Annotated in this window: 33 protein-coding genes; 3 read left to right on the top strand and 30 right to left on the bottom strand. The window is 40.5% G+C overall.

All coding sequences use genetic code 11. From position 1 onward, the window contains the following. Positions 1–2 precede the first annotated feature (2 nt). Positions 3–371, bottom strand: coding sequence for a hypothetical protein (locus DMB88_RS15515; RefSeq protein WP_128102083.1), 369 nt, complete (start codon positions 369–371; stop codon positions 3–5). Between the two features lie 159 nt (positions 372–530). Here DMB88_RS15515 and DMB88_RS15510 point away from each other — a divergent pair, with 159 nt between their 5' ends. Next, positions 531–1,310 carry a DUF817 domain-containing protein gene (locus tag DMB88_RS15510; protein WP_128102082.1) on the top strand — a complete coding sequence of 260 codons (780 nt, stop codon included), beginning with the start codon at positions 531–533 and terminating at the stop codon, positions 1,308–1,310. 223 nt (positions 1,311–1,533) lie between these two features. Here the strand turns inward: DMB88_RS15510 and DMB88_RS15505 are convergent, their stop codons facing one another. The 12 genes from DMB88_RS15505 to DMB88_RS15450 form a co-directional block, all read right to left on the bottom strand. After that, positions 1,534–2,013: a GNAT family N-acetyltransferase gene (locus DMB88_RS15505; RefSeq protein ID WP_128102081.1), complete on the bottom strand. Its 480-nt coding sequence runs from the start codon at positions 2,011–2,013 to the stop codon at positions 1,534–1,536. Between the two features lie 264 nt (positions 2,014–2,277). Next, positions 2,278–3,465, bottom strand: a complete 1,188-nt coding sequence (locus tag DMB88_RS15500; protein WP_128102080.1) for an aminotransferase-like domain-containing protein — start codon at positions 3,463–3,465, stop codon at positions 2,278–2,280. A gap of 182 nt (positions 3,466–3,647) precedes the next feature. Beyond that, positions 3,648–3,983, bottom strand: coding sequence for an antibiotic biosynthesis monooxygenase (locus DMB88_RS15495; RefSeq protein ID WP_128104462.1), 336 nt, complete (start codon positions 3,981–3,983; stop codon positions 3,648–3,650). Between the two features lie 156 nt (positions 3,984–4,139). Then, positions 4,140–4,580, bottom strand: a complete 441-nt coding sequence (gene aac(6'), locus DMB88_RS15490) for an aminoglycoside 6'-N-acetyltransferase (protein WP_128102079.1) — start codon at positions 4,578–4,580, stop codon at positions 4,140–4,142. A gap of 36 nt (positions 4,581–4,616) precedes the next feature. After that, positions 4,617–4,940 carry a hypothetical protein gene (locus DMB88_RS15485; RefSeq protein WP_128102078.1) on the bottom strand — a complete coding sequence of 108 codons (324 nt, stop codon included), beginning with the start codon at positions 4,938–4,940 and terminating at the stop codon, positions 4,617–4,619. 15 nt (positions 4,941–4,955) lie between these two features. Further along, positions 4,956–5,489: a DNA topology modulation protein gene (locus DMB88_RS15480; protein WP_128102077.1), complete on the bottom strand. Its 534-nt coding sequence runs from the start codon at positions 5,487–5,489 to the stop codon at positions 4,956–4,958. A 65-nt stretch (positions 5,490–5,554) separates the two neighbouring features. Beyond that, positions 5,555–6,103, bottom strand: a complete 549-nt coding sequence (locus tag DMB88_RS15475; protein WP_254438190.1) for a GNAT family N-acetyltransferase — start codon at positions 6,101–6,103, stop codon at positions 5,555–5,557. Beyond that, positions 6,100–6,567 (bottom strand): VOC family protein, encoded by a 468-nt coding sequence (locus tag DMB88_RS15470; protein WP_128102076.1) that lies wholly within the window; start codon positions 6,565–6,567, stop codon positions 6,100–6,102. Before DMB88_RS15470 ends, DMB88_RS15475 begins: the two co-directional genes overlap by 4 nt. 20 nt (positions 6,568–6,587) lie before the next feature. Further along, on the bottom strand, positions 6,588–7,580 hold the full coding sequence (locus DMB88_RS15465; protein ID WP_164848702.1) for a phosphotransferase enzyme family protein: 993 nt from the start codon (positions 7,578–7,580) through the stop codon (positions 6,588–6,590). 64 nt (positions 7,581–7,644) lie between these two features. After that, positions 7,645–8,541, bottom strand: a complete 897-nt coding sequence (locus DMB88_RS15460; protein ID WP_128102074.1) for a PhzF family phenazine biosynthesis isomerase — start codon at positions 8,539–8,541, stop codon at positions 7,645–7,647. 257 nt (positions 8,542–8,798) lie between these two features. Next, a complete protein-coding gene (locus DMB88_RS15455; RefSeq protein WP_128102073.1) occupies positions 8,799–10,274 on the bottom strand; it encodes a DUF4179 domain-containing protein in 1,476 nt (491 codons plus the stop codon). Next, positions 10,261–10,788 (bottom strand): RNA polymerase sigma factor, encoded by a 528-nt coding sequence (locus DMB88_RS15450; protein WP_128102072.1) that lies wholly within the window; start codon positions 10,786–10,788, stop codon positions 10,261–10,263. Before DMB88_RS15450 ends, DMB88_RS15455 begins: the two co-directional genes overlap by 14 nt. A 165-nt stretch (positions 10,789–10,953) precedes the next feature. Between DMB88_RS15450 and DMB88_RS15445 the strand changes: the two genes are divergently transcribed. Beyond that, positions 10,954–11,514, top strand: a complete 561-nt coding sequence (locus DMB88_RS15445; protein WP_128102071.1) for a cysteine hydrolase family protein — start codon at positions 10,954–10,956, stop codon at positions 11,512–11,514. Positions 11,515–11,680: 166 nt separating this feature from the next. On the opposite strand, the gene bshB2 is transcribed toward DMB88_RS15445, so the two are convergent. The 16 genes from bshB2 to DMB88_RS15370 all read right to left on the bottom strand — a co-directional run bounded on the left by bshB2 (position 11,681) and on the right by DMB88_RS15370 (position 22,955). Continuing rightward, positions 11,681–12,355 (bottom strand): bacillithiol biosynthesis deacetylase BshB2, encoded by a 675-nt coding sequence (gene bshB2, locus DMB88_RS15440; RefSeq protein WP_128102070.1) that lies wholly within the window; start codon positions 12,353–12,355, stop codon positions 11,681–11,683. Between the two features lie 19 nt (positions 12,356–12,374). Then, positions 12,375–12,719: a YojF family protein gene (locus DMB88_RS15435; RefSeq protein ID WP_056691728.1), complete on the bottom strand. Its 345-nt coding sequence runs from the start codon at positions 12,717–12,719 to the stop codon at positions 12,375–12,377. 110 nt (positions 12,720–12,829) lie between these two features. Then, on the bottom strand, positions 12,830–13,081 hold the full coding sequence (locus DMB88_RS15430) for a type II toxin-antitoxin system HicB family antitoxin (protein WP_128102069.1): 252 nt from the start codon (positions 13,079–13,081) through the stop codon (positions 12,830–12,832). Further along, positions 13,078–14,010 (bottom strand): hypothetical protein, encoded by a 933-nt coding sequence (locus DMB88_RS15425; protein WP_128102068.1) that lies wholly within the window; start codon positions 14,008–14,010, stop codon positions 13,078–13,080. The genes DMB88_RS15430 and DMB88_RS15425 overlap by 4 nt, the downstream gene beginning before the upstream one ends. A gap of 79 nt (positions 14,011–14,089) precedes the next feature. Further along, positions 14,090–14,728, bottom strand: a complete 639-nt coding sequence (locus DMB88_RS15420) for an NAD(P)-dependent oxidoreductase (RefSeq protein WP_128102067.1) — start codon at positions 14,726–14,728, stop codon at positions 14,090–14,092. A gap of 99 nt (positions 14,729–14,827) precedes the next feature. Then, the gene (locus DMB88_RS15415) at positions 14,828–15,136 is read right to left on the bottom strand and encodes a hypothetical protein (RefSeq protein WP_128102066.1); all 309 of its coding nucleotides are present in this window, start codon (positions 15,134–15,136) and stop codon (positions 14,828–14,830) included. Positions 15,137–15,304: 168 nt separating this feature from the next. Next, positions 15,305–16,090 carry a copper amine oxidase N-terminal domain-containing protein gene (locus DMB88_RS15410; protein ID WP_128102065.1) on the bottom strand — a complete coding sequence of 262 codons (786 nt, stop codon included), beginning with the start codon at positions 16,088–16,090 and terminating at the stop codon, positions 15,305–15,307. Positions 16,091–16,280: 190 nt separating this feature from the next. Then, positions 16,281–16,697 carry a hypothetical protein gene (locus DMB88_RS15405; RefSeq protein WP_128102064.1) on the bottom strand — a complete coding sequence of 139 codons (417 nt, stop codon included), beginning with the start codon at positions 16,695–16,697 and terminating at the stop codon, positions 16,281–16,283. A gap of 33 nt (positions 16,698–16,730) precedes the next feature. Continuing rightward, positions 16,731–18,134: an outer membrane protein assembly factor BamB family protein gene (locus tag DMB88_RS15400; protein WP_128102063.1), complete on the bottom strand. Its 1,404-nt coding sequence runs from the start codon at positions 18,132–18,134 to the stop codon at positions 16,731–16,733. 149 nt (positions 18,135–18,283) lie between these two features. Further along, on the bottom strand, positions 18,284–18,751 hold the full coding sequence (locus DMB88_RS15395) for a hypothetical protein (protein WP_128102062.1): 468 nt from the start codon (positions 18,749–18,751) through the stop codon (positions 18,284–18,286). A 45-nt stretch (positions 18,752–18,796) separates the two neighbouring features. Beyond that, a complete protein-coding gene (locus DMB88_RS15390) occupies positions 18,797–19,132 on the bottom strand; it encodes an HIT family protein (protein ID WP_128102061.1) in 336 nt (111 codons plus the stop codon). Positions 19,133–19,216: 84 nt separating this feature from the next. Further along, positions 19,217–19,918, bottom strand: coding sequence for a DUF1361 domain-containing protein (locus tag DMB88_RS15385; RefSeq protein ID WP_128102060.1), 702 nt, complete (start codon positions 19,916–19,918; stop codon positions 19,217–19,219). Positions 19,919–20,013: 95 nt separating this feature from the next. Next, positions 20,014–20,148, bottom strand: coding sequence for a histidine phosphatase family protein (locus DMB88_RS31740; RefSeq protein ID WP_302476272.1), 135 nt, complete (start codon positions 20,146–20,148; stop codon positions 20,014–20,016). 260 nt (positions 20,149–20,408) lie between these two features. Continuing rightward, a complete protein-coding gene (locus DMB88_RS15380; RefSeq protein WP_128102059.1) occupies positions 20,409–20,738 on the bottom strand; it encodes a hypothetical protein in 330 nt (109 codons plus the stop codon). A 197-nt stretch (positions 20,739–20,935) separates the two neighbouring features. Further along, complete coding sequence (locus tag DMB88_RS15375) at positions 20,936–21,934, bottom strand: Gfo/Idh/MocA family protein (protein ID WP_128102058.1); 999 nt, start codon at positions 21,932–21,934, stop codon at positions 20,936–20,938. A 1-nt stretch (position 21,935) separates the two neighbouring features. Beyond that, positions 21,936–22,955 carry a Gfo/Idh/MocA family oxidoreductase gene (locus DMB88_RS15370; RefSeq protein ID WP_128102057.1) on the bottom strand — a complete coding sequence of 340 codons (1,020 nt, stop codon included), beginning with the start codon at positions 22,953–22,955 and terminating at the stop codon, positions 21,936–21,938. Positions 22,956–23,134: 179 nt separating this feature from the next. Between DMB88_RS15370 and DMB88_RS15365 the strand changes: the two genes are divergently transcribed. Then, positions 23,135–24,001 (top strand): MurR/RpiR family transcriptional regulator, encoded by an 867-nt coding sequence (locus DMB88_RS15365; RefSeq protein WP_128102056.1) that lies wholly within the window; start codon positions 23,135–23,137, stop codon positions 23,999–24,001. A gap of 105 nt (positions 24,002–24,106) precedes the next feature. On the opposite strand, the gene DMB88_RS15360 is transcribed toward DMB88_RS15365, so the two are convergent. Further along, positions 24,107–24,604: a hypothetical protein gene (locus tag DMB88_RS15360; RefSeq protein WP_128102055.1), complete on the bottom strand. Its 498-nt coding sequence runs from the start codon at positions 24,602–24,604 to the stop codon at positions 24,107–24,109. Positions 24,605–24,636: the final 32 nt, after the last annotated feature.

Genomic DNA, 24,636 nt, shown 5'->3' with positions numbered 1-24,636 from the left:
GATTATGGGATATTGGTGAATCGGTCGATCAGTGACATCTCAGATTGCAGAACACGTTGTATGATCTGCCCTGTCGAATCGACACCATAAACATTAATCATGGTGCTCGTTGCACTGAAATAATCACTTTGCACCTCAAAAAAAGAAGCATTGATGAGAGGATACACATACGTCCTACCTGCTTGGGCTGTAAGCTCGAAGAGTTCATGACCTATCGGTATTCGAACCGTTTGTGTTGAATCCCATCGGAAAACCTCAAGCTCAACGTTTACTGGCGCGTTAAGTGAGTCATTAAGACAGGTTACAATGATCTGTGTAGACTGTGTTGCTCCTGAAACAGGATTATAGATTAGACCTGTGCTATACGGCAATTCTAGTCACTCCTTTCTCTTGCATAAGCGATATCTAGACGAATAATATAAACTATAGTATGTTGTCCTACTATTAATGGAAACGGCGTTCAACTAAAGATCAAAAAAAGCCACGGATCTCACTGAGATCAGCAGCCCTTATGAAGGAGTAAAGGTAAGATGAAATCTATCGTACAGTTATTACATTTTGGCTATCATCAGGCGATGAGTTGTATTTTCCCTGTTGTTATTTTTGGGACACTAGCACTTACGAGCGTCGTTCAAGTTCCTTTTTTTCATCGTTATGATGCCATTCTATTAATACTACTTATCGTGCAATACCTAATGTATCGAAGTGGTCTGGAAACCCTTGATGAAATCAAGGTCATCTGTGTATTTCACTTGATCGGCTTGACACTTGAGATATATAAAGTATGGATGGGCTCATGGTCGTATCCCGAACCTGGATATACTAAATTATTGGGCGTTCCGCTTTACAGTGGATTTATGTATGCAAGTGTAGCTAGCTTTATGTGCCAAGTATGGCGTAGACTTCGAATGGACATGACCGGTTGGCCAGGTGGCATATCCTCCGTATTGCTCGGAGCAGCAATCTATCTTAACTTTTTCACACATCACTTTATTCCCGACTTCCGCTGGTGGCTCACAGCACTTGTATTTGTTGTGTTCTGGAAGACATGGATTATCTACCGTGTACGTTCTACAACCTATCGAATGCCACTCTCACTCGCTTTTATCATTGTTGGCTTCTTCATCTGGACTGCTGAGAACATCGCTACATTCTTTAATGGTTGGAAATATCCTGACCAGCATGAAGCGTGGCAGCTCGTGAGCTTCAGCAAGATCAGTTCCTGGTTCTTGCTTGTTATTATTAGCGTCATCATCGTTGCTCAGCTTAAATATGTGAAAGCCAATCGAACGAGGAACATTCATAGTTAAAATTAGGTATAGGTTATTAGGATAATCGTAGACTGACATAGCAATGTATACACAAAACTCCCCACGCTATAGCAAGATTATGCCGAGTGGGGAGTTTTATTTAACTATACTAAATTGAAAAGGCATTGTTTATCGTAACTTTGGTGCTGGGTATAGTACATCAATACTTTTGGAATTAAGCTACGTGTTGTCGACCTTTGTTCGCTTAATCTTAGATAATGTTTCAGAGGGTCGCTGGTTGATTAACTAAGTCTTTCTGATAGGCCAATACTTGATCCCAGTCTCCGTGAAAAATAGGAATCCGATAATATCCCATTCGCTCATATAATGCGGATGCTTCGGGTTGCAGCGGACCTGTCTGTAGCTTCAAATTGCGATACTCAAATTGTATGGCAAGACGCTCAGCCTCAGCTAATATCGCTTGTGCAACGCCCTTACGTCTATAGTCAGAACGGGTATACATACGCTTCACTTCCACGGAATGTTCATCAAGGGGTCTAATCGCTCCACAACCAACAGGATAACCATCCAAACGAGCTACAATAAATGCTGATCGCGGAACTTCCACGTCTGAGAGTTGGAATCCTGCCGTACCGTCACCTCCGTATAACAATCCGAGCTCCTCGCTCAGCTCTTTCATTAATTGTACTGAATCCTCACTTCTTACATCTTCGGCGGCAGCAAGCACGATTGTCGACGACATGTCTAAACCCCCTTTATCTCATTGGTTTTGATGGTTTAATTTGTGATTAATCTAAATTATCACGAACAACTCTAAGCGTCAATTACTTCATCTATAGAATCTTTTGATAAGCCATTTTTGATCTAAGTTCCCCTAATCATTCAAAAAAAACGTAGCTGACTAGCTAACGAGAACAATAAATCGTTATACAAAAAACCGCCAGTTTGGCGGTTTTACTGCTCTTCCATGATATTAGAGTGCGTTATATTCATATCGATGCTGTCTTTACTTATAGGAGTCTAATACTTGACCCAAAATTTGAATCCCTTTTACAATTTGCTCATCCGAAGGTGTAGAGAAATTAAGCCTGATGGCATTGCACGGTTCGTTCTCGTCCACGAGGAACGCCGTACCAGGAACGACTGCAACACCCTGAGCAGCAGCAGTTTTGGCATATTCGAGCATCGGAACTTGATGCGGAAGATCACACCACAGGAACAGGCCACCTTCTGGTTGAGTAAAGGTAATTCTCTCACCCATATGCTGCTTCAACTGTTCGATCATCAATGCTGATTTTCTGTGATAAATTGTTCGAATGCTATCAATATGACTGTCGTAGTCATACTCTGCCATGAACTTGTACGCCAAGATCTGTGGAAGCATAGCCGTATGTACATCCTCACCTTGCTTAGCCACAACCATCTTCTGAACAACCTCATACGGTGCAAGAACGTAACCCACACGTAGACCCGCAGATAGAATTTTGGAGAAGGAACCTACATATATGACAAGACCTTCATCATCCATCGATTTAATGGTTGGTACATCTTGTCCCTTGAATCGAAGTTCACCATATGGATTATCTTCAAGAATCATAACACCATATTTTTTGGCCAATTCATAGATTGCCTTACGCTTCTCTTCACTTGTTGTAATGCCCGTCGGATTCTGGAAGCTTGGGATCACGTAAATCAGCTTCACGTTTTGCTCCGTTTGCAGAGCATGTTCAAGCTTCTCAATATCCATCCCATCATTTTCCATAGGTACACCAACTAGCTTGGCTCCCGCAGCACGAAAAGTGTTCAATGATCCGATAAAGCTTGGACTCTCACAGATAATAGTGTCACCTTCGTTACAGAATACTTTACAAGCAAGTTCGATTCCCTGCTGAGCGCCAGAGACGATAAACAGTTCATCTGATTCTTTGCCTGTATCGAACCCTTTTTTCAAATGTGTCGTCAGAGCTTCTCGTAGCGGGGCATATCCTTCTGTAATTCCGTATTGAAGAGCCGTTACTGGATCATGTTCCAGTATGGCTTGTGTGAACGTACGAATCGCCTCAATAGGGAACGTTTCTGGTGCAGGGTTACCTGCTGAGAACGGAATAACGTTCTGTCCTGAAGTTGCTTTTAAAATTTCACGAATGATGGATGGCTGCAATGCAGCAATCCTGTTGGAAAATGCGTAATCCATCGTAATAATGCCTCCCTGTTTGTCAGTACATTCTATTGGTGTGGTGTTTATGCTTAACCTCTATTGTCTCGCATTCCTTGCACTTCTTACATTCGTTGATTGTATCACAAGTGAATTCATCCGTTCATCTATAAAAAAAAGAAACACGACTAACCAGCTAATGGTCAATCGTGCTTAGAGTATTATGAATTACTGAAAGAACCGCTGCCTGACTTAACTGTCTGTACCTCATACATATTTACGGTAGTACTGATCAGATATTCCGGCTTTTCTTGTGTTTTCTTCTCACGGTGACCCTTGATATGTACGTCGCTTTTCTCCCAATTTTTCCACGCTTCTTCTGATTCCCAGCGAATGATGACCAGAACTTCTTCTTGCTCTTTGTTCCGCTTGTTGACCATTACACTGAAATCAATAAGACCTGGCATTTCCACAACCGGGGAAGGACCGCTCCATCGTTCTACGACCTGATCGCTGTATCCTTTTTGTATAATCATACTTCGAGTTTGAATTAACATCATTACCTCCTACATCGTTTCATATTAGTGAAATAACAAGGAGTAGCCATATTACCTAGCTCATCTAGCTTGGCTGTCCTCAACATCTATTTTAATTCAATTGAAAATGATTATCAATGATAACAGGTCGGGTGCTCAACTCAAATTTCACGTTATTCATTTCAAGTCCTTAATAAAAGAAACGATACGATTCGCTTCTGTGAATCCAATCTTCGCATGAAACGCTTGGCTTGCATGGTTCGTAAGCTCCGTGTCTGAAGCCATCTGTGTACAGCCTATATACTTCGCCCACTTCTCGCCTGCTTCAACTAATCTTCTTGAGATACCTTGATTCCTGTAGTCCTGCTCAACATAGATGCCTTCAACATAACCAACAGGCGATGAATTAGAACCTTCAACGTAATCGGTTCTTATTGATAAGTGAATAAATCCAACGTAATTCTGTTGAGACTTTGCAAGATATAACATGTCTTTCTCTGATTGTAATAGTTCTTCAAAGTCTGCTCTTAGGTGTTCCCACGAATTCTCAGGCCATAACTTTAAGGCTAGCCGGGTCACTTCATCTACGTTTGCTTCATCCGCCTGAACAATCTCCATCAGCACACCTTCTTTTCTTGAAATTGTTACTCTTCATTAACCAATATACAGAATAACTGCTTCATCATTAAAGACCTCTGTCATCTTCTGGATAAGAAAATCCACCCTACCTATTAGAAATGTCGCGTCTTTCTCCTCCAAACTTTTATTCGCCCATTCTCTTAATAGACTTAATTCTCTAACTAATTCCGGGAAATGCTCCTTCGTCAGATCTATTCCTGGGTCAGCGAAATAAGATACCATCTCTAATTGTAGACTTTGTATTCCAGGTATCCAGCATCTTTTGAAGAAACTTTCTGTTGAAACGGGGACACAAAAGCCTTGATCTGTAGGGGCTATAATTATTGCTGCAATGGTCAAAAAATATCAACGTCCTCACATTGTTATCTGTATTCCTCTATCATTCTCTACTCTGCCTATAAATTCATCTACTTGTTTTCTAGTATTTAAAATAATGACTTGTTTATCTCCCTGCATATGTTCGAGCTTCTTCAGAACGTTCATTCCACTTCTTTTCTTATAATTCCAGACCCATTTCACGAATTCCCAATCCAACTTTTCATTACATCCTTCATTCATATCGGGTCTACTCTTGTTATGGTACATCAAGCGCCGCTTGATAATTCGATAACAGCATAAGAGCCTTGGCATATCCAAAAAGATAATGACATCGGCTCTCTCCATCCTAGTATTCATTGTCCTTGAATAGTTACCGTCCATGATCCATTGATCTTGGTTTGTAAACTCTTCAATCACCTGATCCCACTCATCATTAGGTTTAGGAACCCAGTTTGGATTCCAGAAGAAAGCATCTAAATGAATAACAGGCAGATTAAGAATGTTACCCAACTTTTTGGAAAGCGTTGATTTACCAGATCCACCTGATCCAATCACCAATATTCGATTCATTTTGTTCTCCTTCGCAGCAAATTGATTGTTAAGCGACGGGTTTCTTCAGAAAAATAGAAGCAATGTTACTTATTCCATTCACTCGATAGCATACTATAAGTCACAATGTTCTCATAATGATTGTATAACCACTGAGCTTCTCTTGAAATGCCTTCCTTTACAAAACCAATACGTTCTGGAATAGCTCGACTTCTTAGATTCGTTTCTGCACATTGAATGATGACGCGATTTAACTTGAATTCAGTAAAAAAATAACCCAACAATGCCTTGATCGATGTTGATATAATTCCACGACCTTCGACTGACTCCGATAAAAGATACCCAATGCTTGTTTCTTTGTTCTTCCAATCAATGTAGTGTAGCCCGATCATTCCAACCAACTTATGGTTGTACCATATTCCTGCATCAAATCCGTTTCTCTTTTCAACATTTTGTGCCCACATCGCTATAACAGAATCTAAGTCGGATGGAGACTTTCGTTTATCGACCCACAATAGCCATTTTCGAAGATGTGCTCTATTTTCATCAATTAATGAGTACAATTCATCTCGATCTTTAGGTTGAATTATATTAATTAAGATTGATTCATTAACTTGAAAAGGAAACATGGTCATTGTTCTTCCTCCCGGATCATAGCTTCCCATTGTTCAAATGATAGTTTATCTGTTATAGATTTGAACTTTTCAGGAACAGGCACAAAACACATCAACTCAAGACTATTCCCATCAGGATCGTTAAAGTATACGGAAGCATTCCCTTGATTTGCACGTACAAAAGGTTCAACTGAACTTCTTCGCCCAAAAGGAACGGGTTCAACACCAATCGTTTTGAGCCAAGTTATACTATGTTTCAGTTCCTCATAACTTACTCTGAATGCAATATGTCTGATCGAAGGATGATATGGAAGCCGATGTTCTTCCCCTTCCCACAGACCTAACCAGCTCTTCTCTTTCTCAATCCAGAAAAAGGCCGTATCTTCATCTTCCCAGGCAAGCTCCAGTCCTAGTTTTGAATAAAAATCGATCGATCTATTTTTATCACTTATCGGTAAATGAGCTTCATACAGTCCTAGAATCATTCAATTCAACTCCTTCAACGTCATAACTCTAAATCGCACCCATCAAATGTTTGATTCGACTGAATCCGCGCAACTGCGTCAGTAATTGCATTATTCTGAGACTCACTCAGTTTTCCTTCATCCCCATCCCAATCCTTCAGCCACCAGAAGAAAGAACTGATATTCCGATATTCCATGAATAAAGGAATCCTCTTAATCCATTGATCATCTAGATTATTCTGCTCCAGATAACCTTCTAGAAACGCAGTTAAGAAATGCTTGGAGAATTCGTTCTTGGAACGCCACTCTGAATGATCTGAACCCCACCATACAGCGTGTGTAGCTGCTACACCAATATCCATCGCGTACCAACCGTACAATGAATCATCAAAATCAAATACATTGATTTCTCCATGTTCAATTAGAAAATTATAAGGATGAAAGTCATAATGGATTAGCCCATATGCTTCAGGGTTTGTAGGTAACGACATCAATTCCTGCTCAATTGCTCTAAGTTTATTTACAAGCACAGCGTAGTTGCCTTTATGTAAATGCGGGTTATCAATGTCTAGCGTGCTCCACTTCACTCTCGTATGTTGTGAATCCATAGGCTCGTATAATGAGCTAGTTAACTTGTGCATATGTCCCATTGTCGCACCCCATTGTTTAAATAAGGGTGAGTCCCATGCTTGTGGATCTGAATCAAAAAACTTCCCCGAAACTCCTTCAAACACAGTAGCAATATAACATTTCTCATGATCTCTACATACGGCCGTCAAGCTTCCTTCTACTGTTAATAGAGGTAAAGAAACACGAATACCGTTCATAGCCAAGAAACGAACCCAGTGAACTTCAGCCTGAATGCTCATCTCGTATTCAATGGATTTTTCGGATAATCGTAGATAGTACATCTGATTATTGTTAATGTATTTATAGACTTCGTTCGTTGAATTACTCACAAACTCCAATGAAATAGGGTTAATTCCAAAAGCTATTGCCGCTTGAGATAGTATGTCTTGATTGACCAAATGCATGTCACGCCCTTCTGAATAGGAGTCGCTTTCCAATCCGCTGCATTGCATTTTAGAGAATCATCAATTAACCATCAAATTCAACATGAAGCTCACGAACATAGACCCCTGTTCCCGAGATATACACGTCTATACCTTCCTGCCTACGACTTACATTTACCAACACTTGTCCATCTTTATGCACTTCTGTACCCTGTTCCACGATGAACTCTATGTTAGACGCTTCTTGATCAAGGTATGTCAAATAATAAGCTCCCATCACGCCAGATGCGGTTCCTGTTATCGCATCTTCAATCGTACCTGAATACGGTGAAGAAAAGTGCCTTGCATGCATCATTGCCTCTTGCTTAACTGTTTCTAATCCAAAAGGATGCACAGAAGACCTTGGATTCTCCATCAAGATTTCTGGGAAAATCTCATTATTAGATTGCATTCTGTTAAAGCTCTCTAAGTTTCTAATAGGCACTAGTAACGTCCATGTTCCAGTACTTCCATACACGATGGGCATAGAGGTATCGATTTCTTCTTCCAATAAGCTTAGGCTCTCTGCTAGTTTCTTAACTGACCCTTGAAATGGAAAAAATTGAGGATGATCCTGCTTCATCGTTACCATCAGTTCATTATTAATGTAATCAGTCGTTATAGGTAGGATTCCAACATTCGTTTCAATCGTTAGAGCATTCTGGGATGCTTTAATATGTCCTCGTGTCTTTAAACAATACATCGAAGCCATCGTTGCATGTCCACATAAGTTAATCTCATGTCCTGGTGTAAAATATCTTAGTCTATAATCCGCCTGGCTTGATCTTACAACAAATACCGTTTCGTTGAATCCAACAGAACGTGCAATGGACTGCATTGCCCTTTCAGACAAATGATCCGCTTCCAAAACAACTCCCGCAGGGTTTCCCATATTAGGCTCTGAAGAGAAGGCATCGTAATGTAGAACTTGTATTATAGGCATGTCTATTCCCACTTTCCAAGTTTCTTAGATATAGGTATTACTGATCTGATAGAATCACTACATACATGATAACCCAGATAACACCAATTATGAACAATTTTATATGTGGTCTTATAACGAAGCTTAGAGACGATAATTACAACACTAGCGCTATAATAACAACAAAAAGCTACCATAATAGTAGCTTTACTGCTGCCTGTATGTTGCTCTTTTGTTTGTCTTTTAATGTAACTTATATTTCGGCTCCCTCCCTCTCTCTATTGATTAAGCAGCACTGACCAATCTGGGTCTTGATAGCGCTTGTCAACGACTTCTCTGATCAAAGTAAGCTGGTCGGGTATATGACTTAATCCTTTAATTTCGAATTTGTAGGGTTGCTTCATCCCACTATCTCCCATACTAATCAATCCTTCACGCCAATTGTCAGGCAAAGTATGAATAAGAAACGATACCCCACCGCGATCTACTTCGTACCGATTACCTAAGGCATCAACTGCCTTCCATACATTGTAGTCAAATTCATTTTCTAACTCTGCATAGAAAGAGATGACCATTTCATTCTGGCCTTGTTCCATATCAGACTCCTGAAGTGCTGTCCCGATCAACTCAAAGTGATCATTCAATACTTGATACCCTTTTGGCTCAACCAATTCAGCGGGTTTAAACGTAATCTGGCTTCCATCTAACTCTGCAACGGAATAGGCATCTAAGACAAATCGGTAAGGTTCTTCTTCAGGCAAGTACTTAAATGTGTAACTCCAGTGCATTTTTCCATTACCAATGACCTTGTGATCAGAAGTCATCAAACTATCCATAAAACCCTGTTTTCTCGGATTCACAGCATGAATCTCTTCCTTATCCATCGTCTCAAAATGGAAGCTCAGCATCTGTTTCTCCCATAAATCTCCCGGTGATCTAGCCATGGCTTCATCACTAAGCTCTGTCTCCAGTTCGAGACGAACGCCCTGTACCATCCTTGTCAGTCGCTTCAACGTCACCGTCATCCCGTGAGGTGTTGTATAGCTTCCGGACAACTCTTCGATGGTCGTCTTGCTATTAGCCTCTTTCATATCCATATCAAAACTAAAACTCCAATCGCCTTCAATGGGTGTTTCATTCCGCTGACCTAGTTTCTGAATATTTCCTTCAATGGTAATCCGGTCTGTCTGTAGAGGCTCACGGAAGAAGGCGACTAGGTAATAAAAATCATTCGTATATCCCATGTCGTACATGGTGTCTACCTTATTTCCTTCACTATCCTTAATCGTAATTTCGTTCTCATAGCCAATGACCAATTTGTCACGATTATGTTTCCCTTTGGGATCAAATAGCTGTAGAGCAATCGTCACCCGCGTCGGATCGGCCACAGCTTCATTGATTACGAGCGTATAACCTTTATCTTTTACTTTAATATGAGGATTGTGAACTAACCCTAACTCTTGTGCTCGCAATAGTCCGATATCCGGATTATCTTTAGCGAACAAAGATCGCAGCATTTCAGAAAATATGGGCACAGTGGAAACCGAAATCGCACCGAGGAGAAAAAAGAAGACTATTGCTGCAGCCATCCATCTCCACCGATTAATAGGTAATCTCTTCTTCCTCTTCTGATTAGGTAGAGAAGATAGCGTATTTTCGACAGCATTCTGAACTGGATCAGGAATAGCCACGTCTGCTGCTTTGGACTTCAACAATGACTTAAGTTCGCGATCAAGTGCATCAGGATGATTCATATTTGCCCTCTCCTTCCCCTACTAAAAGTTCAGATAGTTGCTGCCTGGCTCTAAATAAGCGTGATTTAACCGTGCCTTCAGAAACATGGAGTAGTTTTGCTATTTCCTTGATCGATATGTCCTCAATGTAAAATAACATCACGATAGTCTGGAGTTGTTCATCCAGCTGATCTATCACTTCAAACAATTCGATCTGGCCATAATCCCCCGTATACGATGTCTGTCTCGTATCGTATGGCACCGGGCTTACTCGTTGCTTTTTCTTAATAATCCGATTACATTCATTAATCAGAATACGAATGATCCACGTTTTGAAATAGGTAGGCTCCTTCAGTGTATGTACATTAGAATATGCCTTAGTAATCGTCTCCTGCATGGCATCTGCACAATCTTCGTTGTTCTTCACAATGGTTCTGGCTATGGCAAATAAGCTTTGCTGTACAGCTCGTATTACATATACAAAAGCTTCTTGATCTCCTTGCCTTGCAAGTGTTACTTTCTCAGTTAAATCCACACATGGCTCCCCTTTCTCTTAGGTTCATCTATTCATTAGATCACCCAAGACCTCATTAGGTTCACAAGAACCGATATTTATCATTGAATTCATTTGCGGAAAGCAGAATCAGAGATTAGAATAAAAATTGATGTAATCCCAAAATTAGGATCGGAGGAACTGTCATTGGAGAAACCAAATACAGCACTAATTATAGTCGATGTTCAAAAGGCTTTTGATGATCCCAAGTGGGGTGAAAGAAACAATCCATCAGCGGAAGCAAATATTAGTAGAATACTTAGTACATGGAGAGACAAAGGGTGGCACATCATACATATTCAACACACGTCGGACAAGCTTCATTCTCTATTCCATCCTACAAATGAAGGATTCGGTATTAAAGAGGTCGTTAAACCGAGTGAAGGGGAAATCGTTCTAACGAAGAAGGTAAATAGTAGTTTTATCGGCACACCTCTAGAAGAACATTTAAGACAAAATCAGATCACAAATGTTGTAATTACAGGATTGACCACTCCTCATTGCGTATCCACAACGACTCGAATGAGCGGTAACTTAGGATTTAATACAACTCTTATTTCAGATGCAGTAGCCGCATTTGGTTTATATGACCAACACGGCACCTATCATACTGCGGAGACGGTACATGAGATCTCACTTGCAACACTACATGACGAATTCGCCACCATTCTAACGACAGATGAGCTATTAGACAGCTTAGATCAATAGAACGAACGTCATTTGAATTAATGCGTTTCGTTCAAAGTAAGGATTGTACTAATCTTCGTTATAAAACATAAAAGTCGCCTCGAAGGCGACTTTTACGATCACTTAGATCTGTTATGTGGGACAGATCTAATAATAAAATATAATTTTATCGCATGATCCACGGCGTTTATTCAAATCGATATGTCCAGAACACTTCGGTTCCGAAGCGTTTCTGAATTTCTTTATCATTCAGTTCGCTTTTGCCAACAAGCTCAGCCGCTTGGAACTGTGAACGGTGTGCGCGGATCGATGCCATTTTCTTCGCCAGTAACGCCTTTACATCCATGAGGACGTCTGGTTTTCCAATAGCCTGCTCATAGTTTTTGGAGAATGCGATACAATGTACAACCGGACGATTCTGTGCTGGCATTCGGCTAATTGTGCGGATAACAGCAGCACCCGTCGCATCATGATCAGGATGCACACTATGACCTGGATAGAACGTAATGACGAGCGACGGATTCAACTCATCAATGAGCTCCATAAGCCGGGCATCCAACAGATCCGGGTCTTCAAATTCAATCATTTTATCATGAAAACCTAGCATTCTTAAGTCTTGGATACCAATCGCATGGGCGGATTCAATCAATTCCTGCTTACGAATGGCTGGCAACGTTACTCGATTGGCAAATGGCGGTATTCCCATATTTCGTCCCATTTCGCCAAGGGTCAGGCAAGCATATGTGACGTGAGCACCGTCTTCTATGTATTTAGCCAACGTTCCCGAAACTCCAAATGCCTCATCATCTGGATGAGGGAATACAACCAAAATGCGCTGATGTTTGTATTGTTCATTATTCATGCTTGCTCCTCCACTTCCATCAGAACATTTCTCTGCTGAGTTGTAATGCTACAACCAATTTTCCTTGAGTATCATGTCCAGCCAAAATTAAGCGATCCTTGTCCTGCTCATCGACATGTGTAAGTCCTTCAGCATAGATCCATCCCTGAGTTGTCTTTAAGCCAACTCGGTATGGACTCGTCGCGGAGATAGATCCCTGCGTATATCGAATGACCGCATTGGAAATAAATGCCGACGCCGGATGTCTTGTGCTGTCCAAGTGCTGAGCATACGCACCTGTCGTTAATTCAAGGTGTACGTATACATCTTGATCAGCAAGTTCGCTGATTCTATTTTGAATATCTTGAGGCTGTATCGGCTCCATATTGGCCTCCTTATTTAATATAAATGATAGTACAAATCCCATTTTAACATATGTTGCGCGAGAATATACATAAAATGACGTAGAACTCTGATGTGACTCTGTCTGATGCATCAATCTATATGATTCGCTTCAATCAGATAAACCCTATCATTAGCGTCAGTTAACTCGGGCATCTCGCTAGCTAATGCTAGGAGTTCCGCGATAGGCTCACCCTTGATATATAACTCAAGCGCTTCTTTTGCCATATATAAAGCTTCATCTAGTGTATAACCACACGTCACACATCCAGGCAGTTCAGGAAAGGTAACATTGATTCCATCAGCAGCAAAATTGAATATCGCATAGGCTCTATATGTTTTCATTCAGAATAAACCAGCCTCTCTACCTCGACTGCATCATCTGTGCCGTCAACCCACATGTAGTACCGTGTTCGATCTTTATAGATCCTCACCTTAGGTAATAGCAAGTCAGATGGTATTGAATAAAATCTGGGTTCAACCTGTCTCCAATATTCACCATTACTCAAAGCATAAATATTGCCTATTTTGTATCCATCAAAGTACTGCATCTCGGTTTCGTTATAATCACTTACATGATTCCGTAGATAATTTAGATATTTAGGTACAGTTTGACTAATGCTCCGATCGCTTAATTGGTCATATGGTACGATAACATCAATGAATCCTTCGGCTGCTTCTGCCACAGTAGTGGGATGGAAACGGACGACAATCCCTTTATTGTAGTAATAAAATTCTGACACATAGTACGACGGAATTTCATAAATTCGCTTCTCGATAATCTGAATACCTTTATCATATTTCAACTGAAGACTCTGAGATATGATTGACATCAGATTAGCTTTTTTGAACTCCGTATCGACAACATCGCTTAGTGTAATACGCTTCCCTGTTGTAAGATCAAAGTTATACGTCGAAGATATGTAGGTTCCTACGTTATCATCCGTGTAATTTATCCCATCCGTATACACGATAGACAATAACTTTTGGTTATTATACAAGGTTTTGACACTGGTTATAGACCAGGCTACACGATTGTGTTGTTGCAGTGCTCGGTGGTCATCAACGACCTTTACCGTATGTTCCTTTAAAATTTTATTTATGGACTTGGTCACGGCTGGGTTGCCACCGCTAATCTGAACATAAGGCTGGCCTTTGTACATATGTACCGCTGTTTTAATTGTTGTAGAAGCCTTAGCCGCTTCTGTTAGAGCAGGCGGAGTAAATCCATAGATCATACAGATGCATAATAGCAATACACTTATCCTTCTCACTTCACACCTCAACTTCGTTCCATATTCCCTTGAAGAATTCACACTGCCATTTAGAATCATGCGGTTCAATGGGGTGCAGTTACTCGGTTACAAATACCTCTTTACCATCATAAGTAGAATCATTCGCTAGCTTCAACATAAAGTCAGCCAAATTGGCTCGTGACATTTTCAACTTACGAGACTTGTCAGGATGAATGCGCTCCTCATGTACATACTTTCCGGAATATGGATCTACAGTTAGAATGGGAGGCTGTACCAGAACCCAGTTTAGACTGCTTTGCTTGATTACAGCATCCTTCTCTCGATGGTCATGAAGCAAGTTTTTCATCACATTAGGAACAATTAGCTTATACAACAAACCTAACTTACCAGCATCTGATCGCACACCGGCGAAGGAGATATGAATGAACTTGCCTACACCGTTCTTCTCAGATGCTTTGACCATATGATGCATGGCTTGAATGAGTAAGGGTTCGCGTTTAAACATCCCTTTAGAACCTATCGCTGAATAGACCACATCATAATGTTGGGCTTTGGTGACCCTATCAACGTCTTCCATATTCGTGATCTCTCCGGTATGGACATGAAGATTGGGATGAGTCATGTTAAGCTTAGAGGGATTGCGGACAAACACGGTAACCTGATGCCCATTCTTCAGTGCTCCTGCTACGATATCGCGGCCGGTTTTGCCAGTGGCTCCAAAAACAATAATGTTCATAACCTTACTCCTGTCGCTGCAAAATAACTACCTTCTATCCTCTTCAATCTCATCGTGGTCTCGTTATCTTCTTAACTAATATGTTGTTCAATCACTGTCCTATCCTTCAACAATATCAGCGCGCAGATCCGTTGCGATCTCAATCATCTTCGGAACGACTGCTTCATTGGAGATTGCCACATACAGATCTCCCGAGAATAAACGAAATGGAATTTCGTTACCCTCATGTGACCACATGAAAAAATCTCCGTCAATCGACATGATACTGTCAGGTCCTTTTACATGTAAAACGCTGGAGTACGCAAAGTCATCTTTTTCCGCAAAATACTGCTTGCATTCCTCCAGAGTGATCGCTTGTTCCGCGTTACTCTCCTGCATGGTTCTTGTAATACGATATCGTTGATTCATCCATAGACCTCCAATATATAGCTATCTTATCAGGGAGTTACCCCCTATCCTTTTCTCACAACACAACATTTTCTCATTCTCTGAAACTAATGTCAAAAAAAAAAACGACTGTATAAGCCAGAGTTCTGACCCATGCAGCCGTGTTCGCTAAGCGAACTTTTCATTTTATTAGAAATACGTGTATTTAAAATCAATTCGGCTGATCTTCCAGTGATGATCTACATACTCCAACTCCATCATCCGAGTGACCCAGGTGTGGAGCGCAAAGTAAGAGAGATGAGTCATTACAGCTTCGGAATGGTAAATGTTCAGATAGGTGACTGCACTTTGATGTTTGGAATCAAATTGGATTCGAAATGGCAAACCTTTATTCCATAGGATCTTACCTAGCAATTTATCCGTAAAATAAGGTTTAAAATGCTCTTTAGCATATTTCATATCTGTAATCACAGCAGCCTCATTAGCTGCCTTGGACAGGCTATCAACCTGTTTATCAGTCAGATCAGGAATCCGTTTAATTTCCGTGTATATTAACATCGTTTGATCTTCCCACAGCACTTGCGCCACCTTGAAGGTCGAATTCCAACGGATACTCGCTCCGAACACATCACTCAGAAATTTCAACGGAACATAAGTGACCCCGTTATATATCTGTGCTGGCACCTCAAGCGTAAGCTTCTGATCATTGAGACTCACTTCGTTAGAATTTATCTTCATACGGATCGTAGTATCCCGACCAAGAATCGTAACCACCTTCGCTTCTTGTTCCCATCCTACCTGATAACCAAAATGAGTAGAAACCACCTTGATTGGAATTAGCGTTCTGCCACTAATAATCTTGCCATTATCTACGATGATAGGCGATTCTTTCAGCTCAGATGCTGAAACGGCTGCCGAGAGTCCAATGGTATGAATGAATAAGAAGATGATAAATACTGAAACCAATTTGTTCATGATGTCCGCTCTCCCAAGGATGTATTATGTAGGTCTAAAATTATATATAGCGACTGATATAAATACAATTTCTAAATATTGGTACAATCTTCGTTGAAAGTTTATCTACAATGAAAAAAGCCGCAGCACTGAATACTCCAGGGCTACGGCTTAGTTCTTTACATCACATTTAGACGAGCAAGAACGTAGATTAAGTTTTAGTAATATACGTATTATACAAGATACTAAAGGTCAGTGTAGATATAAATGGTGATATGGCTATTACAAAGCTAATTTCATAAAATGCACTATGCACAAGGTAAAATAACATACTTACGATCCCGGCAATTATTACATCGTACACGATGACATTCGAAGTGTGTCTTTTCTTTGGTAATCGTTCTCTGAACCAAACTAGGACTGTGGTGAGCAATACGAATACGATAAACACAGGTATGCTGATATAAGCCAGATAAAATAGGATGCTCGCTCGGTCACTCATATCCACGCCGGCTTGAGGGTCAGTGAACATGACTCCACCATATATGCCAACGGCGATTAACGTGACGATTACATTAGAGATTAGAAAACGTGAAAAAGACTGTATTCCATCACTGGTTCGATTCAAAACAAATATCCACCTTCATTGGGCTCGGAGAGTTTATTTCAGAGCTGCCGGTAATTTCACGCCGAGAATCTTGCCTTCCGTCTGAACGATGAGCATCCCATCCGTTTTTAACGTTGTATGATGCAGATCTCCCCCAGTCGCTACCCGGAAAAGAGGCTTCGCTGACAGCATATCGATGCCTAGCAATGTACCGTTGCGCTGTGACCGATACATACCTTTACCATAGACATCAATCTGGGAAATAGGTGCATCTCCTAACCATTTGATCTCCTGACCATTAGCCAGCTTAATTCCGGTCAGTTCTCCTGTCGTATAGTTCTTATAGATCAGCCGTTCTTGAACGATGCCAATCAATTCTAGGTTCTCCCCATGAGGTCGCTGTAGTGTTCGCAGGGGAGCACTTCCTTTTTTGTAGGCGTTTAGCGAATACTCTGCTATTTTATCCCCTTGTTCAATGTACAGTTTATCTTGGTTCGCTAATATACTGCCCCGACCATTTGCATACGGTGGTTCTCCAGCCATTTTCCACGAATACTCCTGACTGCCTTTCAACACACCCGTCTTTAAATTGTACACATTCACCTTCCAGGTTCGATCAGGGATTGAATCGTATTCTTCCAGCATTGGCGAGTAATAGTCGATTGAATATACAAGGCCACCTTTAACTTGGAGAGCTTCTCCCTGACCGAATTCACTCCATAGCTTCTTGCCTGTTTTCTTGTCATACGCATTGAGCTGAATGGATGAAAGTGCACCTTGTACATTGAAAGTTCGCAGTACAACCCCATCAGACTCCTCTAGATACGCAGTGCCGTTCCCTTCACCCAACGGTTCATTCGCCTTCCAGCGCAGCTTGCCTGACTTCATATCAAATGCAAAAGTTGTACTTCCATTAATCACATAGAATGTATCTGTCTTAGGAATTAAAGCTTCGGTACGCAGCATTGCATCTATACTCGTGGATGTACCAGACTGCCATTTCACCTTACCTGTCTTTGCAGTCAGTGCATAAGGCTTATGATTAGCACTTAATCCATAGAGAGTCCCATCCTTATAAGTGATGAATGGTGTTAGCTTTTTGCCATACGTCCATATCTGTTTTCCCGTTTTGGCATCGAGTGCAACCAACTTCGATCCCACAAATGTAAATACCTTACCTTCTTCGGCAATAGCACTGCCTTCTAAATAAGCTTCGTTCATCTTAAGGTAATTATCTACATTGGCACTCCATGATGCTTTAACCTCAGGTACGGAGTAGCTATTATAAGAATGCCAGTTGCGCACCGAAATATCAGAAGCTTCTGCATGGGCTTGAGTTGGTAGGATGCCCAGTACACCATAAGCAGCAAACATAGCAGCCGTTACACCAGCAATTACTGGCTTAATTACTCGCATTTGCCGAGTTGAATTCATGTGCTGAGTCTGTTTATTGGACATGATAGAGATAACCTCCTAGTCTGAATACTTCCATATATGACCACATAAACATAACGCGATGATCAGTGATAAAGTTGCAAATTTTGTAATTAACAAATAAAACACTAAAAAAAGCCACCGTTAGGTGACTTTTTGAATCCATATGTTATTTAGACGTTTTGCTTTGGATTATCCTTAGCTCTGCGCTTATAAAAAATGCCTTGCAATACGAATTGAACGACAAGAAAAATCATTGAACCAGTAATTGAAAGGGTACTGAAAAATAGAATTGAATCCACTCTACGAAAGAAAATGGAGATCATTATTCCACCAACCACACCAAGCAATAGATAAGCGATTACGAACGTAATTAATCCTTTTACACCTTTAGAATGGAATTTATTAAATATCATTGTATCAATAAATGGAGACAAGATTACGCCTAATATGATAAATACAAAGAATATCGGAACTACTTGGATCGCTAATATTCCACCGAAGGAGTAATAACCTACGTCAGATACTCGATCAGATTCGGGTGTATAGGCTCTCCAGGATCCATACAAACTCAAGATCAGCGTTGAGACGAAAACCGCTATGATCTTCATCCCAATATATCGGTAATCCTTAGCATACATCTATCCCACACCTCCACAATACTGGATCATCCTCTTTTACCTGTATTAATCTCTTATTATTTCTCCATACACAACATGCCAATGTAGATGTTTGGAATCCTGATACTTTCCTATATTCGTGACAATTTTGCTCGCCCCGTATTCGGAGATTAATCTTGCAGAAACCTGTGAAACAACTTCCATCATCTCAATTAACAACATATGCTCTTGCTCTTTCATTAGACTAATTAATGAATCAATATGTTTCTTGGGAATGACAACAATGTGAACTTCATAGAACGGACGAGTGTGATAATACGCTAAGACATTTTCGGTTTCCATTACGGTCGTTACTTTTGTCTTACCGTTCAATACCTCGTCACAATAAAAATCGTTCGTCATCGACTCACGCTCCTAATTCAAGTTTATCAGTTACTACAATACTGTTTGCCAAATATTATTCTAGTGATTATTGGATCTCTCTTCTTACTTACTCAATCTCGCAGTCAACAAACCTATGATCACGTATCCAAAAACTTGGATTGTAAACAGAATAGCAACAAATTCTATTAATATACCTCGTCCCGAGCTTATATCCGTCATGAGATCTCTTAGAATCTGCTTAGGTTGTGATAATAGATCCCAGCTATTCCACCGATTGAATCGCCCGATATATACGCCTAAACTACTCAGCAGAATAATAACACCAACAACCAGCATGCTGCTCAATCTGCTCATCATTCGATTTAACATTCGGTGAACTTGATGTATTGAACATATGGAGAGGAATAGACCTATGATAGCTACTCCAAAAGTTACTGTCAGACTATACCAGAAGTCCATTTGGAACCAAAATCTTGCCTCCCCTTGTGCATCCAAATATCGAAATGAATGTAGAATTTCCGTAAACAGATACGCAGAATTCGGAAGGAAGAAAAGCCAAACAACACTCAGCAGCCCTATCCCTATAAGGCTAGGCTTAGTTATCTTTTTACTGGATATATATCTGATGATTGTCGATAAAATGAAAGGAACCCATGCTAAGAAAACATCCCAGCTCAGGAAGTTGAACATGTTCTTGTCTGATTGGACACGTAAATACTGAGCCAGCCCAAGGCAAGATAAGGTTGCCAGCACCAACACACTAATTAATTTTATATCTTCAATAGGTGTCTTATTAATATTCATAAATACTCCTTAACCAAGGTTGCTTGAAACTTACGTTTCATTCAAATGATTTCTAATGTTCATTTCACTTATTTTCCATCCTTCGTTTGCTTTCGTTACCGTATGGATGCTTGTATGATCCCCTCTTCAACTAATCCGCGTTGGCTCCAGCCACCACGATATCCGTCTTCATCCGCGCCATGTCTTACAAGATGTATCTTCAAGATAATCCAGCCCTTTCTGCATATCATTCGTAAGTCTATTTCACCTTAGAAGATCTAGTTCCGCGCCATTACCTTGGTATAGATATATGTATTCCCCATATTCACTACTCTCGTAAAAATAGTTATCAATCAGGTGTAACACTTGTCTCTTGAGCAACTCCGCTTCTTTCAACAATGAAGCACTTCGCGCTCCTGTACCTTCAGTGCGATCCGGGCCGGGCGATACCGAGGTGTCTGACCAATCTATTCTCTCAAGATCGGACGCTTGTTCAACAAACTTCTCATAGCTATTTTTGTATTTTGTTAATGCATATGTCGTCCGGGTGTTCATAGTGCTGCTTTAATTCAGCCAAAATATGATTCCATTCCGCCTCCCACGCCTCCAAATATGCATTCGCAACATAATTGATCTCGGTAGTCGCAGAAGCCGTTTCAAAATCCTCACCGAAGGCCTGATCGATAGGATTGTCATCTGTCTTCACTTGGAGCGCTTTTACAATTTGAGGAGGAGCGTTTTCTTCCTCGCTGTTTACAATAGCATTTGTCGCAGCGCAACCAGAAGCTACCAAGGTAAACAAAATCACGCCTATGAAACTGACGATCTTGGCATTGCTCATAAGATATTCTCACCTTTCCAATATTATACAACCTCTAATATAACCCAGAGATGAAGGTTTGCGAAGGGAAATAAGTAGTAGATATCATTTTCCGTACTGTGTTTACCCTTTAACTTCTAAAAAAATAAAATGACCGCTCCCGGTAACATACCAGGATACGGTCAAGTCGTTGAATCTATTGTCTTTTCTATAGCTCTTTAATTATGGCGTAATCGATCCGGACCAAATATAAGATTGGCTGATTGTTTGGCCTGTTCAATAACCTTCATCACCTTTTCACTATGCTCAAGCATGTGGGCAGCCTTATTCCAATCCAGCTCATTAATCATCCGATCAAACTCTACGAATTCATCATACATACGATGAGCATGATCTTTTTGATCCACACGGATCGGCTCTTGCTTATTAAGGACATAATTATAGCTGTCGACGATATTCGCAGAACTTGCCATGTGAATATATCCTTTGTTTCCTTGAATGTTTACGGAATTGGGAGCCGTGCTATCTTTAGAACCTATGCAGACACACTTGAAATTACCGTAATCTAGAAACAAAATGCCTGATGTATCAATGTCTCGCTCCATGTTAGGCCAGTACTCTACTCGCTCAGGACTACCGAACAGACCCACAACGAGATGAATGTTATATAAGTTAATATCCATTAATGCCCCACCAGACATCTCTGGATTAAACGCTGGCAAAACCTCGCCTGCTTTGAAAGCAGCATAACGTGATGAGTATTGTGAGTAATTACATTCGACAATTTTGATATCTCCCAATTGAGAGATGTGATCCTTCATGGACAGGTAGTTTTTTAAATATTGATTGGTTATCGCTTCCACCAGAATTAATTGTTTTTGCTCAGCTAACTCCTTAAGTTCCAGGAACTCGGACAGATTGGAGGTAAATGGTTTCTCGCAAATGACATGTTTGCCGTGTGACAATGCTTCTTTGGCATAATCGTAATGAAGGTGATTTGGCAATCCGATATAAACCGTATCGACATCAGGATCCCTTAACATCTCACTATAATTGGAATACACCTGCTCAATGCCATATTGTTGTTGCAGCAAACGTAATTTTTCCTCATGACTTGGTCTAGAGCTTATTGCTTGCAAAGATATCGTAGGAATGTCCTTAATAAAACTCAATAGATCCTGAACAATCATACCTGCTCCAACGATTCCTAGTTTCATCTTAGCTACACCCTTTCATGCCATTCTCTAAGATTTCCATGGCTAATATGGTTTCTTCGTCACGGATTACTTTGTCTCGGCCATTTACGATGGCTTGATATATATCGTCATACACGCGTGCATAATCGCCTTTTTCAGAAATCACTTTTTCTTCATGGTACGTGCCATCATCATCCACATACGTGAGCACGCCGTAGTGCTGAGGCAGATCAATCCCAAAATCATCATGCCCTTTAGGCAGGTAAAATAACTTCAAATGCTCCTCTTGGCGATCCTCTGTTTGCTTCACAAAAACACCCTTCTTACCGTATACCACAAAACTTGGCCTTGGCTTCAGACGGAAAAAGCTTGATTTTACGGATACTTTGAGTGAATTGTAATAAAAGTCCAGATCAAAATAATCATTCATTCTGCCAGCGCCTAATAACTGCCGGACATCATAATGGATTCGGTCGGGTTTACCAAAATAAGAAAGGACTTGGTCAATGGTATGCACACCATGTCCATATAGATAACTGTTGTATTTGGAGAACTGGGAGACTGCGTTAGGTATTTCAGGTCGATAATAATCGTAATGCATTTCAACTTCCAGAAGATCCCCAAGCTTGCCGGATTCAATCACTTTCTTGGTTGTAAGGAAGTCGGAGTCATATCGTCTATTTTGATAACATTGAATGATCAGATTCTTTTCTTTTGCATATTTGAAAATAGACACGGCTTCTTCTTTTGTTAACATAAAAGGCTTCTCAACGAGTACATTTTTGCCATGATCCAGTGCCATTTTGGCATAACTGTAATGTGACTCTGTGTGAGTGCAGATGACAATTAATTGAATGTCTTGGTCGTTCATTAGAGATGAAATATCATCCGTATACTCAACACCTGGTACTCTTTCCCACTCCACTTTCTCCAAGCTGCGTGCATAGATTGTTTTGACGTTCAGCTCATCCCGGTTCAGTGAGAACGGAAGATGATATCGATTGGTGCTTTTTCCATTACCGATATATCCGATGTTTAACATAAAGTTTCCTCCTCAGTGTCTTTTCATTTATTATAGAATAAGACGGTCTTGCGTAAAGGCTTTGACGCGATAACGGTACTTTCGATCATTATGTACAAGCTACACGGGTAGTTTTCTGAACAAAATGTTTATTTTCTATTCTTGATTCACGTTAATTTACAGAAGCTGGAGTGATCCTGTTGAACATCCTAATGCAGTTGTCCGAAATGCAGAACTTTACACCAAATGAAAAGAGCATCGCTTCCTACATATTGAAACACAAAGAGCATGTGCTCCAACTAAGCATTCAAGAGCTTGCCAAAGCAACATATACATCTCACTCGGCCATCCATCGTCTAACGCAAAAGTTAGGTCTTACTGGATTCAAAGAGTTTACTATTACGCTTGCCCGTGAGTTTCAGCAGAGTACACAGCCCATCTCCAACGTGAATCCTAACTATCCATTTAGCTCAGGTGAATCTTCACTCCAGGTGGCACAAGAGATTGCAGAGCTGATGAAGGAAACGATTGAAAAGAACGTTGCATATATGGACGACGAGCTCCTATCACAGACAGCACATCTGCTGAATAATGCCAATCGGATCTTCATCTACGCACAGGGGGATTCACAAATTCGAGCAAAAAGTTTTCAAAATAAATGTTTTAAAATTAATAAGTATGTGGTCATTGCGACTGAGTTATCTGAATGGATATATCACACCATTAATTTAACTTCTCAGGATTGTGCTATTTTCCTAACGTACCATGGGATCTCACCGAATTATGTTCAAGTGGCGCAGCACTTCAACCGTGAGAATATCCCATTCATCACCATTACAGCAAGTAACCAGAGTGAGTTAGCCAAACTCAGTACATATTGCATTCGAGTACCTAATGATGAGGAAAAGCTCGCTAAGATTGGAACGTTCTCGTCACAGATTGCTTTTGAATACGTGTTGAACGTGCTCTACTCTTGCATCTACAAAATTGATTACTTGAAGAATATGCATACAACAACGGAGTCACTTAAGAAGTTCCAAATGAACAATGTAATTAAAGATATTTGATTCCCGAAATTTCGATGATCTGACTCGAATATGTGAGCACATATTGTATTAAATAGAAAAAGAGGCATCCCGTTGATCGAGATAGCCTCTTTTACATATGCTCCATTACATGCCTGCCGCGGATTTGATCCGTTGTCTTTGCGTAACAATTAGTTCATTTAACCGCTCTGTTCCAAAGGCTCCTGCCGAGAATGCATTCGCTTTTGGATAATACACCATACGCATAGATGTACCATCTTGAAGATACACACGCAGGAAGATACCATAGTCATGTTTTGCTTTTTTATATACTTCATCAAAGCCTACATATGATAAAGGTAATAACTCGTTTACAAATTCTGATGTTGCTTCTTCGGTAAAATCACCGATTATACTACCGTCATTTCCACTTTCCAAGCTGATCTTCTCTACCTTTGAAGCGATGTCCATCAGATCGCCCATCGTCCCAGCCTTAGGATTGTCATTAACCTGGTACATTCTACCCTTAGCTACTACACGAAATTCTGCCCGATAACCCTTTAATTCATATACAGATGTGCCGACTGGAAGGAATGCAGCGTCTCCATTTTGCACAACATGATCTGAACAAGCTTGTTCACTCATTGTAAATTTAACTTCACCAACCTTGTCCCCAT

Source organism: Paenibacillus sp. DCT19 (genome assembly GCF_003268635.1).
Lineage (GTDB): Bacteria > Bacillota > Bacilli > Paenibacillales > Paenibacillaceae > Paenibacillus.
The sequence above is the reverse complement of the archived record's forward strand: the minus strand, read 5'-3'. Positions and strand labels throughout refer to the sequence as shown.

What these genes read in the sequence shown, in the direction of transcription:
- DMB88_RS15510 (WP_128102082.1), top strand. Translation starts at nt 531, where the DNA reads ATGAAATCTATCGTACAGTTATTACATTTTGGCTATCATCAGGCGATG.
- DMB88_RS15505 (WP_128102081.1), bottom strand. Translation starts at nt 2,013, where the DNA reads ATGTCGTCGACAATCGTGCTTGCTGCCGCCGAAGATGTAAGAAGTGAG.
- DMB88_RS15500 (WP_128102080.1), bottom strand. Translation starts at nt 3,465, where the DNA reads ATGGATTACGCATTTTCCAACAGGATTGCTGCATTGCAGCCATCCATC.
- DMB88_RS15495 (WP_128104462.1), bottom strand. Translation starts at nt 3,983, where the DNA reads ATGTTAATTCAAACTCGAAGTATGATTATACAAAAAGGATACAGCGAT.
- DMB88_RS15480 (WP_128102077.1), bottom strand. Translation starts at nt 5,489, where the DNA reads ATGAATCGAATATTGGTGATTGGATCAGGTGGATCTGGTAAATCAACG.
- DMB88_RS15475 (WP_254438190.1), bottom strand. Translation starts at nt 6,103, where the DNA reads ATGACCATGTTTCCTTTTCAAGTTAATGAATCAATCTTAATTAATATA.
- DMB88_RS15470 (WP_128102076.1), bottom strand. Translation starts at nt 6,567, where the DNA reads ATGATTCTAGGACTGTATGAAGCTCATTTACCGATAAGTGATAAAAAT.
- DMB88_RS15465 (WP_164848702.1), bottom strand. Translation starts at nt 7,580, where the DNA reads ATGCATTTGGTCAATCAAGACATACTATCTCAAGCGGCAATAGCTTTT.
- DMB88_RS15460 (WP_128102074.1), bottom strand. Translation starts at nt 8,541, where the DNA reads ATGCCTATAATACAAGTTCTACATTACGATGCCTTCTCTTCAGAGCCT.
- DMB88_RS15455 (WP_128102073.1), bottom strand. Translation starts at nt 10,274, where the DNA reads ATGAATCATCCTGATGCACTTGATCGCGAACTTAAGTCATTGTTGAAG.
- bshB2 (WP_128102070.1), bottom strand. Translation starts at nt 12,355, where the DNA reads ATGAATAATGAACAATACAAACATCAGCGCATTTTGGTTGTATTCCCT.
- DMB88_RS15435 (WP_056691728.1), bottom strand. Translation starts at nt 12,719, where the DNA reads ATGGAGCCGATACAGCCTCAAGATATTCAAAATAGAATCAGCGAACTT.
- DMB88_RS15430 (WP_128102069.1), bottom strand. Translation starts at nt 13,081, where the DNA reads ATGAAAACATATAGAGCCTATGCGATATTCAATTTTGCTGCTGATGGA.
- DMB88_RS15420 (WP_128102067.1), bottom strand. Translation starts at nt 14,728, where the DNA reads ATGAACATTATTGTTTTTGGAGCCACTGGCAAAACCGGCCGCGATATC.
- DMB88_RS15415 (WP_128102066.1), bottom strand. Translation starts at nt 15,136, where the DNA reads ATGAATCAACGATATCGTATTACAAGAACCATGCAGGAGAGTAACGCG.
- DMB88_RS15410 (WP_128102065.1), bottom strand. Translation starts at nt 16,090, where the DNA reads ATGAACAAATTGGTTTCAGTATTTATCATCTTCTTATTCATTCATACC.
- DMB88_RS15400 (WP_128102063.1), bottom strand. Translation starts at nt 18,134, where the DNA reads ATGTCCAATAAACAGACTCAGCACATGAATTCAACTCGGCAAATGCGA.
- DMB88_RS15395 (WP_128102062.1), bottom strand. Translation starts at nt 18,751, where the DNA reads ATGTATGCTAAGGATTACCGATATATTGGGATGAAGATCATAGCGGTT.
- DMB88_RS15390 (WP_128102061.1), bottom strand. Translation starts at nt 19,132, where the DNA reads ATGACGAACGATTTTTATTGTGACGAGGTATTGAACGGTAAGACAAAA.
- DMB88_RS15385 (WP_128102060.1), bottom strand. Translation starts at nt 19,918, where the DNA reads ATGAATATTAATAAGACACCTATTGAAGATATAAAATTAATTAGTGTG.
- DMB88_RS31740 (WP_302476272.1), bottom strand. Translation starts at nt 20,148, where the DNA reads ATGATATGCAGAAAGGGCTGGATTATCTTGAAGATACATCTTGTAAGA.
- DMB88_RS15380 (WP_128102059.1), bottom strand. Translation starts at nt 20,738, where the DNA reads ATGAGCAATGCCAAGATCGTCAGTTTCATAGGCGTGATTTTGTTTACC.
- DMB88_RS15375 (WP_128102058.1), bottom strand. Translation starts at nt 21,934, where the DNA reads ATGAAACTAGGAATCGTTGGAGCAGGTATGATTGTTCAGGATCTATTG.
- DMB88_RS15370 (WP_128102057.1), bottom strand. Translation starts at nt 22,955, where the DNA reads ATGTTAAACATCGGATATATCGGTAATGGAAAAAGCACCAATCGATAT.
- DMB88_RS15360 (WP_128102055.1), bottom strand. Translation starts at nt 24,604, where the DNA reads ATGAGTGAACAAGCTTGTTCAGATCATGTTGTGCAAAATGGAGACGCT.